Genomic DNA, 13426 nt, shown 5'->3' with positions numbered 1-13426 from the left:
GCCCGGCGTGTCGCCACCCTGGATTCACACAGGATGACCGGGGAGTCACCGGAGCACCTCCGGATCGGCCTTGATGGTCAACCGCGCCGCCCCGGCCCAGTACACGTCAGCCGCCCGCTCGACGAGCGAGCGTTGCATGCCCGCCATGTCCGACCAGTTCATCGAGACGGGCTCGCGGCCGGTCAGCATGACGTCATAGGCCAGCTTGCACACCCGTTCGATCGAGGCCGCGCGGTAGACGGCCTCGGGCAGGTTGCGACCGGTGGCGATGACGCCATGGTTGGCCAGGATCGTCAGGTTGGCGCCCCCGATGCGCGCCGCGAGGTCTGCGGCGCGCGCGGGGCTGTCGATCTCGCCGTCGTAGGTGTCCACGAGGCACAGGTCGTCGAGGAACAGCGATCCGGTCTGATGCACCAACTCGGGCAGCCTGCCCAGCGCGGCGAGCACGCACACGGAGTAGGGATGGTTGTGGATGACCACCCGCGCGTCCTCGCGGGCCCTGTGCAGTTCGGTGTGGATGTGGATGGCCGGGGTGACGTCCCAGCGACCGCGGAGCACCCGCGCGTCGCCGTCCACGGCGCAGATGTCGGAGGCGGTGAGTTCGGCCCACCACAGGCCCCACGGGTTGACCAACATGTCGGTTTGCCCGTCGAGTTGCCAGGTGATGTGTCCGGCCATGTTCTCGGCGAACCCGATGGAGGCCAGGTGTCGGAACGCCACAGCCAGCGCCTGCTCGTCGGACAGCTCGACCCCGATCGGGGGCACCACCGACGGCGACCACACCTCCAGGCCGCCCCGTATGGCCTCAGCACTCTTCGTCATCGGCCTCCATTCTGGTGCGGATATCGTCGCGGAGCAGGCCTTTGGCTATTTTGCCTCCCGACGAACGGGGCAGCTCGTCGACCACGATGAGCCGCTCGGGCAGCAGTTCCTTGGACACTCCTTGCGCCACAAGGTATTCGGACAACTCGGGCAGGTCGATGCCGGCCGAACCGGTGAGCTCGGCGTAGAGGCAGACCTTCTCGCCGAACACCGGATCCGGCATCGCCACCGCTGCGGCCACCGCGATCGCGGGATGGCCGGTGACCGCGTCCTCGACCTGCGCCGCGCTGATGTTCTTGCCGCCGCGCAGGACGAAATCCGAGGTGCGCCCCGTGACGCTCAGATAGCCGTCCGCGTCGATCTCGCAGATGTCGCCCATCCGCATCCACCCGTCGCGCGTGAACAGCTTGTCGTGGTCGGTGCCGCCGAGGTAGCCCAGGCTGGTCGCCGGACCCCGGCACGCGGGCTGGCCCCGCCCGGTGCCGGTGACGTCGCGGTCCCCGTCGAAGAGCCGGACCGCCATCTCCGGGACGATCCGCCCACCGGTGCGCAGCCGGCGCTGCCGCGGATCGTCGAGGGTGGTGGCGCTGAGCAGCCCGGTTTCGTTGGAGCCGTAGAACTGCAGGATCGTCGCACCGGTCAGGTCCTCGAACTCGGCGGCGGGCCGATACGGCAGCGCCTCGCCGCCGGTGAACACCACGCGCAACGAGCTCAGGTCGTAGCCACGGATGGCGGGATCCGCCATCAGCATGGTCAATTGTGTGCTGACACAACATAACACGGTGACCTTGTGCCGCTCGATCGCCTCGCATGCCGCCGCGGTGGTGAACCGCTCGAGGATGACGGCGGTGGCACCGAGGTAAATCGGGGTGGTGTGGCTGGTCCAGATCCCGAATCCGAACGGCATGGGGATGACCGGCAGGAACACGTCGTCGGGCCGCAGGCGCCCGTTGGCGACGGCCTTCTGGTGAAAGTAGTGCCAGCGGTTCTGGGTGTGCACCACGCACTTGGGCAGCCCGGTGGTCCCGGAGGTGGAGTTGATCAAAAAGACGTCGTCGGGGCCGAGCCGGGCATCGCTGCGCGGGGCCGCGGGCGCCGCGTCGGTATCGGGGTGCAGGCCGTCCAGGGTGAGCACCGGCAGCCCGGTCTCGGCGCCGACGCCGGCCACCGCGGCGCTGCGCGCGCAGTCGCTGACCACGAGGTGTGGCCGGGCGTCACGCAGGATCGCGGCGAGCTCGCGGGTGCCGGCGCGGGCGCCGATGCCGACCACGACGGCGCCGCAGCGTTCGATCGCCACGAACAACACGTGGATGGCGGCCGAGTCCCCGTGCCACACCGCCACCCGGTCACCGCGCTCGACGCCGGCGGCGGCCAGCTGACCGGCCAGAGCGTCTGCCGCCGAATCGAATTCGGCCCACGTCAGCGCGTCACCGGGATGGTCGATGTAGGCAGAACGATCGGGCGATCCCTCGGCGTTGCGGCGGACCGATTCAGACAGCGTTGCGTCCGACCACCAGCCCTCAGCGCGGAACCGGGCCGGGTCCTGCCCGTCGAACGCCGGCGAACCCCTGATCTCCAACCCGGCGGCGCTCATCGCCACATGATAGGAAAACCGCGGCCGGATAGTCGACGGAGTCGTCAGGGACGGGACGGGGCGGCGTGCGCGCAGGACCACCCGGGCGCCACGCCCGGCGGGCAGGATGGCGGTCGCGTCCCCGCCGGCCACGGGCCGATACCCGCGGTGCGCCTAATGTCAGGGTGTGCTGATCGGCTTCCTACTCGCCCTCGCGTGCTCGGTCTGCTACGGCACCGCCTCCGTGTTGCAGGCGGCAGCGACGCGATCAGTCCAAGCGGGCAGCGGTTCGGGTGTCGACACGGTCCTGCTGGTGCGCGCCGCCCGGCAGTGGCGCTATCTCGCCGGCGTGGTCCTCGACCTGCTCGGCTTTGCGCTGCAAGTGGCCGCGCTGCGGATGGTGCCGATCTTCGTCGTCGCCGCGGCGTTGGCCGCGTCGATCGCCGTCACGGGGGTCGTGGCCGCGTGGGTGCTGTCGGCACGGTTGTCGCCGGCCGAATGGACGGCGGTGGGCCTGGTGTGCGTCAGCCTGGTCGTGCTCGCGCTCGGCGCCGGGCCGGGGCATGTCTGGCATGCCCCCGCCGGGCTGGGCTGGGCGCTGTTGGGCTTGGTGGCCGCGATATTCGTGGCCGGCGCGGCCGCGGGCCGGCTGCCGGACCGACCGCGCGCGCTGGCGCTGGGACTGTGCGCCGGAAGCGGTTTCGGCGTCATCGAGGTCGGCGTGCGACTCATCGACGTGGTCGATCCCACTACGATCTCGTTCTACACCAATCCCGCCCTCTACGCGGCGGCCGCCGGCGGCGCCGTGGGATTTCTGCTGCTCACCTCAGCACTGCATCGCGGATCCGTCACCACCGCGGTCGCGGGGATGGTGGTCGGTGAGACGGTCGCGCCCGCGTTGGTCGGCGTGGTGTGGCTCGGCGACCGTGCGCGCGACGGCCTCGGCTGGCTGGTGGTGCTGGGATTCGTCATCGCGGTGTCGGGGACGCTCGCGCTGGCGCGGTTCGGGGAAGCTCCGCAACGGGCCGACGCGGGCGATGCCGTCAGCCGGGCGGGGCGCTGACCGCCGAATAGGCGATGCCGCGCGCGGGCCGCGTCCACAGCACGCCGCCCTGCGCGTCGGTGCCGGCGGCGACGAGGTCACGCTTGAGGATTTTGTTGGTGGCCGTCACCGGCAGTGCGGCGTCGATGCGCACGTAGCGTGGCCACGCCTTCGGCGACAGATCGGGCTGGGCGACCAGGAACTTCGCGAAGCCGTCCGGCTCCAGACGGCTTCCGGCGCGCAGGACCAGGGCGGCCATGACCTGGTCGCCGACCCGCTCGTCGGGCACGGCGTAGACGGCGACTTGGCTGACCTCGGGAATGCGCCCCAGGATCCGCTCGATGGGCGCCGCGGCCAGGTTCTCGCCGTCGACCCGCATCCAGTCGGTGGTGCGGCCCGCCAGGTAGATCCAGCCGTCGGCGTCGCGGTAGGCCAGATCGCCTGACCAGTACATGCCGTGCCGCAGTCGCCCGGCCGTCGCAGCGGGATCGTTGTAGTAACCGGTGAACGGGCCCGCGCCCGCGGTGTTGCGCCGTGCGCTACGGCGGGGGTGTCGTCGTGCCGGCGTTGCCGTAGCAGTTGTTGGACCGTTTCCGGCACCGTCTCAGCTCCCGGACGTGGGGTCGAGCAGCGTGCGCAGGTCGGCGTAGACCAGCTCGCGCGCCAGCACCGACGCGGCCAGCGACGGGATCGTCATGAACCCGTGGAACATATCGGGGAAATCGCGGTGCACGACCGGCACGCCCGCGTCGTGCAGCCGGCGGGCGTAGTCGCAGCCCTCGCTGTGCAGCGGGTCCTCCCCGGCGGTGAGGACCACCGCGGGCGGCAGACCGGCGTGCGACGCCGCGCGCGCCGGGGCCACGAGGTAGGGCGGGTCGACGATCGCGTCACCGCCGAGGTAGTGACGCCAGTACCACTGCATCGCGGCGCGGGTGTTGAAGGGACCCTGGGCGTAGCGGTGATAACTCTCGGTGTCGAACGACGGGTCGATGACGGGGTAGAGCAACACCTGGGCGGCCGGCAGGGCGCCCCCCCGCTCGCGGCACAGGATGGCGACGACCGCCGCCAGGTTCCCGCCGGCGCTGTCACCGGCGACGGCGATGCGCGCCGCGTCGATGCCCAGCTCCGCCGCGTGATCCGCAGTCCAGCAGAAGGCGGCGAAGGCGTCGAGCGCGGCGGCCGGCGCGGGATGTTCGGGGGCGAGCCGGTAGTCGACCGACACGACGACGGCCTGGCTGCCGCGCGCCAGGGCGCGGCAGAAGCCGTCGTGGGAGTCGATGCCGCAGAAGACGAATCCGCCGCCGTGACAGAACACGATCGCGGGCCGGTCGGCGCGCGGCTCGCCGTGCGGGTGGTAGACCCGCACGGGGATCTCCCCGGCCGGCCCCGGCACCGAGTGGTCGACGGCGCTGTGCACGTCACCCGCGTTGTTGACGGGCATGCGGCGTCTGGCCACCGCTTCCCGCGCCGCCGCACCCGTCATGGTCTCGACGCGCGGGAACCCGGCGTCCAATTCGCGCAACATGTCCCGCAGGTAGTCGTCGACCTGGGTCCGGTGGACGTGGGTGCGCATCGTGGGCCCGCTCATACCGGCCGGTACTTCAGCAGGGTGATCCCGGCTTCGGGCAGATCACAGAACACCGGCATCACTCGCATTCCTATCCGGACGTCGCTCGCGTCGACGTCGACCAATTCGGTACTGATCTTCGGCCCGGCGTCCCACTCGACCACCGCGAGCAACTGGGGCAGCGCGTCGGCCCAGGGCGGCCCGGTGGGCCTGCGGGCGACGGTGAACGTGTACAGCATTCCGGCGCCGTCGATTTCACGCCATTCCAGGTCGTCGGCCAGCGTCCCGGGGGCCAGGGTCCGCGGATAGAACACGTAGCGCCCCGCCGACGGCGAGTACTGGACCAGGATGCGGTGCTCGGCCAGGCCGTCCCAGAACGGCCGGGAGACCGGCGTGGGTTCGGGGATGGGACGAGGTTCGGTCGGGTTCACTGCGCCGCTCCTCCTCATCGCTTCGCTCTGCGTCGTCACCGGCGTGGTCATCCTCAGTCCCCTTCCAGCAGCAGTGCGACCTGTTCACTCATGATGCCGCCGTTGCCGGTGACGAACGCGGTCTGGCAGTCGGGAACCTGCGCGTCGGCGGCCCGGCCCATGACCTGGCGCGCCCCGTCGGCGACGTGGTGCATGCCGCCCGCCATACCGGCCTGCCCGTAGGAGAGCTGGCCGCCGGCGGTGTTCAGCGCGAAATCACCGCGGTAGGTCAGGTCGTGTTCGGTGACCCATTGCATGCCTTCGCCTTTCGCGCAGAATCCGGCGTCCTCGCGACTCATCAGCACCGTGATCGTGTAGCAGTCGTAGATCGAGGCCATGTCGACGTCGGAGCGGCTCAACCCGGCCATCGTGAACGCCGTGTCGGCGGCGCGGGCGATCGGCGTGCACAGCAGATCCGCGGCGTAGGTCGGGGTCTTGAACGCGATGTGCTCGCCGAAGCCGGTGATCCACACCGGCCGGTGCCGGCTTCGGCGCGCGATGTCGGCGTTGGCGATCAGCACACCCGCCCCCCGTGCACCCGCGTCACCGTCTCCAGCATGTGGATCGGGTCGGCGATCATCGGGTTGGCGAGCACGTCGTCCACGGTGATCGGGGTGCCATGGAACACCGCGCCCGGATGCGCGCACGCGTTGGCGCGTTGGTCCACCGCGATCTTGGCGAGCGCGGCCGGGTCGTAGCCAAACTCGGCCGCATACCGCTGGGCGATCTGTGCGTAGGGCGCGTTCTGGCCCACGTTTCCGTAGGGGATCTCGAACTCGGCCTGCGGCGAGCCGTAGTTGTTCGACGACGCCCCATACCAATTCGGGGCGGCGGCCGCCCTGGTGTCGGACTGGGGTAGCGACGCCGATCCGGGTACGACGGCCAGCACCGCATCGCAGACCCCGAGTTCCACGGCGGCCGCGGCCCGCCACACCATCCCCGCCGAGGAGGCTCCGCCCAGGTCGACCCGTTCACCGAAATCTATTGGCAAGCCGAGATATTCGCACAGCGCGGCCAGCGCGAACATCGCCGATTCGGCCACCCCGTGGGTGATCAGGCCGTTGATGGCGGCGGGGTCGATGCCGGCGTCCTCGACGACCATCTTCGCCAACGCCGCGTACTGGTCGAGGGTGAACAGGGGCGGTGCGGTCAGCCGTCGTTCGGCAGGCAGTTCGGCGATGCCGACGATGGCGGCTTCGCCCCGCAGCCCTGTCATGACGGCGCTGCCCGCCGGGGCAACCGCACCGTCGCCGTCCCGGGCATCAGCACGGTGCCGTCGCGGCGGGGGCTGCGCGCGAGTTCCCGCAACTCCTCCACGGCACGGCGCAGGTCCCCGGCGTTGGTCAGTGCGCCCCGCTCGAGGTCGAGGGCTCCGGTGATGTAGGTCCAGCCGCGGTTGACCTCGCCCACCAGGTTGGTGAGCGGGACCCGCACGTCGTGGAAGTGAACCTCGTTGGTCTGGTAACCCGACCATGGGTAAAGGGGGCGGATCTGCACGCCGGGGCTGTCGATCGGGACGATGATGACGGAGATGCCGCGATGTCGGACTGCGTCGGGATCGGTGCGCACGCACAGCCACTCGTGGGTGGCGCGCTGGGCACCGCTGTTCCAGATTTTCGACCCGTTGATCACCCACTCCCGGCCGTTGCGTGTCGCGCGGGTCCGCAGGCCGGCCAGGTCGGTGCCGGCGTCGGGTTCGGAATAGCCGACGGCGCAGACCATCTCGCCTCTGGCGATGGGCGGCAGCCATTCGGCCTTGTTCTGCTCGGTGCCGTGCCGCATGATCATCGGCGCCACCGACGCGGCCAGCTCAGTCCGAACCAGCCCTGCTCGCCGATCTGGCGGCGGAAACGAGCGAGCTCACCGTTGGGGAACTCGAGATCGTGCTGGGCTAGTTCGGCGCGTAGCGCGGGGGTGACGTTGACGCGCAGGAATTCGCGGACCTCGGCCAGCCAGGCACGCTGGCCGAGGTCGAGTTCGAAATCCATTCCGGCCCCTTTGCCGCTGCGGTCTAGCGCGAACCCTAACAGTTTGCTTAGCCGCGCTCAGCAACGCCGGCGTCGGAGGCGGCGATGCGCGGTCCGCGGGTCGGCGGGTGATAGGACGGCCGCGGCTCCGTTTGCATGAACGGCAGCCATTTTGCATGAACGGCAGCCATTTTGCATGAACGGCAGCCATGAAGTGCACCTCAAACGGCATGCGGGTGTCAAACTGTTAACGCCCTGTCAAACTCCGGTAAAACCGCGCCTCGACCCTCGCGGACTCACGGCTGGCCTGCAAGGATCATGGGATCGACTGGTCCGGAATCAGGCGTACCGCTCGATCCGAAGAGCACGGGGAGAAACACATGCCCACTGTTGAGACACGCCTTCGCCAGGAACTGCGTACCTACGCCGTCGAGTTGCGCCAGCTGGCGTACACCCTGCCCCACGGGGTCGGCGAGCACGATCTGCTGCAACTGTCCGACCGGATGCGCGAGGCCGCGGAACAGGTGACCCGCAAAGGTGCCTGACATTTGGCGACATACCGCGTGAGACGTCGCGATCGTCGCCATCGCCGGCGGGTTCTCAGCCACCCTTGAGGCGAATCTTCCACCGCACGAAGGTCAGGTAGACCATGCTGATCACCAGCAGCATGGCCATGTCGAACCACCATGCGCCGGGGCTGTGACGCCAATGCGAATCCTTCGGGGTCACCGGACCCGGCTCCAGCTTGAGCAGGTCCGCGGTGGACGCTGACGCCGCAAAACCCCACCTTGCCGGCGTGGCCCAGGACATCTGGTCGAGCCCGATACGGTCGGTGACCGGGATCATGCCGCCCGAGAACACCAGCTGCGACATCACCGCCACGACCAGCAGCGGCATGATCTGTTCGTTGGACTTGGCGACGCCGGACAGCGCCAACCCGAGCATGGCCGAGGCGATGCACGTCAACGCGACGTCCACGAACAGCTCGAAGCCGGGGTGGCCCAACGCGACGGCCCCCTGGGTCGGGCCGCCCTTGCCGATCAGCACGATGACCGTCACGATCGCCGACTGGATCACCGCGAACACCGTGTAGACGCAGACCTTGGCCAGCAGATAGGCAGAAGTGGACAGGCCGACCGCTTGTTCCCGCAGGAAAATCGGCCGCTCGCCGATCAGATCGCGGATCGTCAGCGCGGTGCCCATGAACACCGCCCCGACGTTGAGCAGCACCAGGATCTGCCCGGGCTCATCGGGGGCGGCGCCCATCGGGTTGGGGACGCCGAAGCCGACACTGCCCGGCACCGACATCGACAGCGCACCCATGATGAAGGGCAGCACCGCCAGGAAAGCGAAGTAGCCGCGGTCGGAGATGATCAACCGCATCTGCCGCCTGGCGATGGTGGAGAACTGTTGGACCAGGCTTGTGTGGGACGGATCGCCCAGCTCGGCGGGTTTTTCCGCCGGCGGTGGCGGTGGAGGCGGACCCGTCCGCGCCAGATAGCGGGCGCGGGCCCCGTCGGGGTCGTTGGACACAGCGCTGAAGATGTCGGCCCAGTTCGTCGTCCCCATCGCGGGACCGATCTGGGTGGGCGGCCCGGAGAACGCGGTCTTGCCGCCGGGGGCCAGCAGCAGCACCTGATCGCAGACGTCGAGGTAGGTCAGCGAGTGGGTGACCACGAGGACCACGCGGCCCGCGTCGGCCAACTGCCGCAACATCGTCATGACCTGGCGGTCCAGGGCCGGGTCCAGACCCGAGGTCGGCTCGTCGAGGATCAGCAGCGACGGGCCGGTGAGCAGTTCCAGCGCCACTGACGCGCGCTTGCGCTGGCCACCCGAGAGCTTGTCGACCCGGGTCTGCAGGTGCTGGGTCATCTCGAGTTCCTCGAGCACCCGGGCCACCACCTGGGCCCGGTCCGCTGTGGTGGTGTCCGGCGGCAACCGGAGTTCGGCGGCATACATCAGTGCCTGGTGCACCGTCAGCTGACCGTGCACGACATCGTCCTGCGGGACCATGCCGATCCTGCTGCGCAGCGAGGCGTATTCGGCATGGACGTTGTGGCCCTCGAACGTCACCGTGCCGGTGGTCGGGTGCGTGTAGCCGGCGACCAACCTGGCGAACGTGGACTTGCCCGCGCCCGAGGGGCCGATCACGGCCGTCAGCGTTCCTGGGTGCGCCCCCATCGAGATGTTGTCCAGCAACGTCTTGTTGTTCTCGATGGTCCACGTCACGCCACGCACGTCGAGGCCGCCGGTGGGTGTCGCGGTCGCGGTCCTGTCGTTGCGCACCAGCGCACCGCCGGCGAAGACGAGATCGATGTTGCCGATCGTGACCACGTCGCCGTCGTGCAGCAGTGCCGAGTCGACCCTGGCTCCGTTGACGAAGGTGCCGTTGATGCTGCGGTTGTCGTGGATCTCGGTGCCGCGGTCGGTCGGGACCAGAGTGGCGTGGTGACGGGACGCCAGCACCTCCGGGATGACGATGTCGTTGTCGTTGGCCCGGCCGATCTTGATCGCTCCCGGGACCGACTCCGGGGCCGATCTGCCCGGGCGCAGTATCCGCATCATCGACGTCGCGATGTTGGTGGGGTCTGCGCCGATGCGGCCGGTCTCGACGGCTCTGGGCCCACCTGACGCTGTCGCGGGCACCGGCATCGGTGGCGGCCGGTAAATCTGCGGCCCCTGATGCGGCCCACTGGTCGGGCCCACGTGGTGCGCGCTGCCCGGATGGCGGGGTTGCGGTTGCGCCGGCTGGCCCGGCAGTGGCCCACTCGGGTGGCTTTGCTGCGGGCCACTGGGTGGTTGCGCAAGGTGCCGGAACGAAGCCGACGGTGGTTGATACGGCCGGCCGGCCCGGTGCGCGCCGGGCTGCGCGTGGTACGGGGTGGGGGCCCCGTCGGCGTCGCCGCGCGGATCGACGATCGGCATCGAGGTCGTCGGCGGAGGCCGCCCCGCCGAGGCGCCGCGACGGCCGACCTCGAACGTCATCGCGGGACCGTCCGGATTGCCGATATTGACCCGCAGGCCGTCCTGGATGTCGACGCCCGGGACCCGGCGGTTGTTGACGTACAGGCCGTTGAGACTTCCGTTGTCGACGACGATCCAGCGGCCCTGGTCGAACCGCACGATCAGGTGGTTCCGCGAGACCAGCGGGTGCCCGACGCGGACGTCCGCACGCAGGTCGCGCCCGATCACGACATCGCTTCCAGCTGCGAAGGTTCGCTCGGAGCCCTCATAGCACACGGTCAGCACGGGCGGGGCTGGTCGGCTCATCCTCTTCACTGTATCGGCAGCACGACCGATCGGGGCCAGACGCTACGGTCGTCCATCGGACCGGATCCCAGGACGTCAAAACTTGTCGTCCCTGCACGCCAGCGGCAACGAAATCCCCGACGATGCACGGGAGACGAGCGCTGCTTATCGGCGGGAGCAGCGGAGATCGCCCCTGGCCGGATTTCACGTCTTGTTGCTCTGCGGCACAATATTTTTCGCAGCGCACAGGCTATCCCACGCCGGTGATCGCCGGCACGTTGCGCGTCCACGGCGTGCCTGCGCGCTCGGCGGGCAGCTCGTTGCGTTCGGCGGTGACCTCTTTGACGAAATCGCCGATGTGGCGAATAGCGCTGCGCCCTTCGGGCAAAATATCGGCCGCCAACGGGAAATCGTGGATCTGTCCGTCCCAAAGATGCAGTTCGCAGCGGATTCCCGCGGCTTCCAGGCGTTGTGCCATCAGCTCAGCGTCGGGCAGCAGCAGTTCGTCCGAGCTTGCGTGGATGGTCACCGGGGGCAAGGTGGACAGGTCGGCATCTACCGGCGAGATGACCGGGCCTGCGGAGCCGTCCGTGCCGGGAAGTTGCACTTCCCCGAGATATCGGGCGAATATCGACAACGCGGCGCGCGTGAACATAGAGCACCGGCGGGCATTGGGGTGCCTCAATTTTTCCGCCGGGTCCGCATCCGCGAGCGGTGAGATCGTCGCGATGCCCGCCGGCTTGTCGACACGGGCGCGGATGGCGGAGAGCGCGGTCATGAACGCCAGGTATCCCCCGGCCGAGTCGCCGGCCACGACGATTTGCTCGCCCTGATAACCGCTTTCCTGCAGCCAGCGAAGCCCGTCGAGGCCGTCCTCGATGGCATCGTCGATCCGGTGCGACGGCAGCTTCCGGTATCCGACGGTGAGCACCGCGGCGTCGGCCGCTTTCGACACGCGGGTCACCAGCGAGCGGTGCGTGTTGAGACCGCAGGTTAAAAACGCGCCGCCGTGCAGATAAAGGATCGCCCGCGTCGACGACGCGCCAGGCGCACGAACCCATTCGGCGGTGCAGTTCTCCAGCTGCACGGGATCGATCGTCGCGGACGACCGGAAGTGTGGCAGCAGACCCGCCAGACCGTCCACGTATTCCAGGGGCCAACGCAGATTCGGTTGAAACGCCCACGCGCGAACCGCGTTCTTCACGATCAGCCGACTGGCCAGGGACACCACAACCGATTGCGGACTGTGGCGATGGTGGATTCGCCGCTTTGTCCCCTGCGTCGGCAATACGCCGAACCGATCTTTCTGCTTCGTTGCCACGTGAAATCACTCCTGTTGCGAGCAGATACCCGCCCCGCGGCCCGCAAAACGACGGGGTGAACCCGGGCCGGGGCCTCGGCAACACTCAAAATGATGGATGAAGTCGCCTGCAAGCTGCCTTAGCGCTGCTTTGGGAGTACATGAATTCGGTTGTGGTTGAACCAATGAACCTCGCGCTGTCCTGGCTGGTTCGCAGACTTCTCACCTCAGTTATATTACTCCCCATAAAGATTCGATAGTAGCTTCGGCGATGTGATTACCCAACGTAGTCTTGTGTGACGTTACTCATTGCCGAGCCGATTGTGCTCAACCTCATTAAAGCGCCACTCCTGGTCAGGTTTCGTCAGAACGTTCCGCGGGGACATTGCCCATTTGGCGCCTCCCGACGTCCTGGTCGGTCAGCGGGATCTGTTCCACTTGGACACGGCGGTCGGCGCAGGTACGCTCATCCAGCGCTGTGGCCATTCTCTGGTTCATCGACTCCCGGAATCTCTCTGTGCCCCTGGGGTTTCGTGGCCTCTTCCGGACGATGCTCGCTTACGCCAAGCTCTCCGAAGAGACACAATGACCGGGCTGCCGAATCGTCGGGAGTTTCTCACGGCGGACAACGGGCAGCCGGCAAAACCGTTGCCGGAGCGCACCACGCACCTGGAGGTGCTGATGGTCGACATCCACCGGTTCACCAGAATCGGTTCGCGGGAATCAATGAGACCCGCGAGCACGCCGCCGGATCAGGGTGGGTCTCGGCATGGCGACGCTGACTCCGCCCTGCGGGTCGAACAGCTGATCGCAGCGGAAACGCAGGTTCGGCATGCATGATTCGCACACCGGTTCGCTGTGGGTAGTGCTGGCTGACGCCGGGCAAACGTTGGAATCGATCCAGGTCGCAGACGTCTGCCGGAAACCGCGATGCAGCGCGGCGTCTCCACTGCGGCGCTCACGGCGCCGCGAAGCTGACAACCTGCTGGTTTTCCGCCGGGAATTGGGTTCGAGTCGGGCCGCTGGGCTGTACACGCGCTGCGCTCCGGGCTTACCGTCGGTTGAGATGAGACACCGCGCGAAGACGAAAACCAGAGGGCGCCTGCGTGACCGCCCAACCTTCGGGAAGGAGCTTGGGTCGATGCGCCAACCACCGCCCACCCGCTCATGACCAACGACCGACAACTGGACCTCGACTATCTTCGCTGCGAGCTCCTCGCCCGGGTGGACGAGCATCCATTCCATGAATGGTCCTCCGACCTGCTGCGCGCGATGATCGCGATTTTCGACCTGAACGGTGTCACCCCGGCGACCACGAGCCACTTCCGGCCCTACCTCGTCCGATGACGGGCGTGTAGCGCGGACCTCGTCGATCTGCGGGCGGCTCCCAACTGGTCCATGGCCCGGATGGCGATCGGCTCAGCGCTGGGCGCTCG

Annotated in this window: 9 protein-coding genes and 3 pseudogenes; 3 read left to right on the top strand and 9 right to left on the bottom strand. The window is 68.5% G+C overall.

The window, feature by feature from the left end; genetic code table 11:
* Positions 1–45: 45 nt before the first annotated feature.
* Together ACOJVU_RS02715 and ACOJVU_RS02710 are read right to left on the bottom strand one after the other, a co-directional pair.
* Positions 46–822, bottom strand: a complete 777-nt coding sequence (locus tag ACOJVU_RS02715; protein WP_421528362.1) for a class II aldolase/adducin family protein — start codon at positions 820–822, stop codon at positions 46–48.
* The gene (locus ACOJVU_RS02710) at positions 806–2416 is read right to left on the bottom strand and encodes an AMP-binding protein (RefSeq protein ID WP_421528361.1); all 1611 of its coding nucleotides are present in this window, start codon (positions 2414–2416) and stop codon (positions 806–808) included. Before ACOJVU_RS02710 ends, ACOJVU_RS02715 begins: the two co-directional genes overlap by 17 nt.
* A gap of 166 nt (positions 2417–2582) precedes the next feature.
* Between ACOJVU_RS02710 and ACOJVU_RS02705 the strand changes: the two genes are divergently transcribed.
* The gene (locus tag ACOJVU_RS02705) at positions 2583–3458 is read left to right on the top strand and encodes a DMT family transporter (RefSeq protein ID WP_421528360.1); all 876 of its coding nucleotides are present in this window, start codon (positions 2583–2585) and stop codon (positions 3456–3458) included.
* Here the strand turns inward: ACOJVU_RS02705 and ACOJVU_RS02700 are convergent.
* The 5 genes and pseudogenes from ACOJVU_RS02700 to ACOJVU_RS02680 all read right to left on the bottom strand — a co-directional run.
* Positions 3439–3966 (bottom strand): annotated as a pseudogene (locus ACOJVU_RS02700) (AMP-binding enzyme); the annotation flags it as partial. The gene ACOJVU_RS02705 and the pseudogene ACOJVU_RS02700 overlap by 20 nt on opposite strands.
* Before the next feature lie 75 nt (positions 3967–4041).
* Entirely contained in the window at positions 4042–5025 is a 984-nt protein-coding gene (locus ACOJVU_RS02695; RefSeq protein WP_421528359.1) for an alpha/beta hydrolase, read from the bottom strand.
* Positions 5022–5435, bottom strand: coding sequence for a Zn-ribbon domain-containing OB-fold protein (locus ACOJVU_RS02690; RefSeq protein WP_421528358.1), 414 nt, complete (start codon positions 5433–5435; stop codon positions 5022–5024). Before ACOJVU_RS02690 ends, ACOJVU_RS02695 begins: the two co-directional genes overlap by 4 nt.
* A 53-nt stretch (positions 5436–5488) precedes the next feature.
* Positions 5489–6690: pseudogene (locus ACOJVU_RS02685) on the bottom strand (thiolase family protein).
* Between the two features lie 50 nt (positions 6691–6740).
* Positions 6741–7462, bottom strand: a pseudogene (locus ACOJVU_RS02680) (acyl-CoA dehydrogenase family protein); the annotation flags it as partial.
* A gap of 359 nt (positions 7463–7821) precedes the next feature.
* Here ACOJVU_RS02680 and ACOJVU_RS02675 point away from each other — a divergent pair.
* Positions 7822–7986, top strand: coding sequence for a hypothetical protein (locus ACOJVU_RS02675; protein WP_421528357.1), 165 nt, complete (start codon positions 7822–7824; stop codon positions 7984–7986).
* A gap of 55 nt (positions 7987–8041) precedes the next feature.
* Here ACOJVU_RS02675 and ACOJVU_RS02670 read toward each other — a convergent pair whose 3' ends face one another.
* Complete coding sequence (locus ACOJVU_RS02670; protein WP_421528356.1) at positions 8042–10711, bottom strand: FHA domain-containing protein; 2670 nt, start codon at positions 10709–10711, stop codon at positions 8042–8044.
* A 229-nt stretch (positions 10712–10940) separates the two neighbouring features.
* Positions 10941–12011 (bottom strand): alpha/beta hydrolase, encoded by a 1071-nt coding sequence (locus tag ACOJVU_RS02665; protein WP_421528355.1) that lies wholly within the window; start codon positions 12009–12011, stop codon positions 10941–10943.
* Between the two features lie 1146 nt (positions 12012–13157).
* On the opposite strand from ACOJVU_RS02665, the gene ACOJVU_RS02660 reads away from it, so the two are divergent.
* Entirely contained in the window at positions 13158–13337 is a 180-nt protein-coding gene (locus tag ACOJVU_RS02660; protein ID WP_421528354.1) for a hypothetical protein, read from the top strand.
* Positions 13338–13426 lie beyond the last annotated feature (89 nt).

Origin of the sequence: Mycobacterium sp. THU-M104 (assembly GCF_049197365.1) — a bacterium.
Taxonomy (GTDB): domain Bacteria; phylum Actinomycetota; class Actinomycetes; order Mycobacteriales; family Mycobacteriaceae; genus Mycobacterium.
The sequence above is the reverse complement of the archived record's forward strand: the minus strand, read 5'-3'. Positions and strand labels throughout refer to the sequence as shown.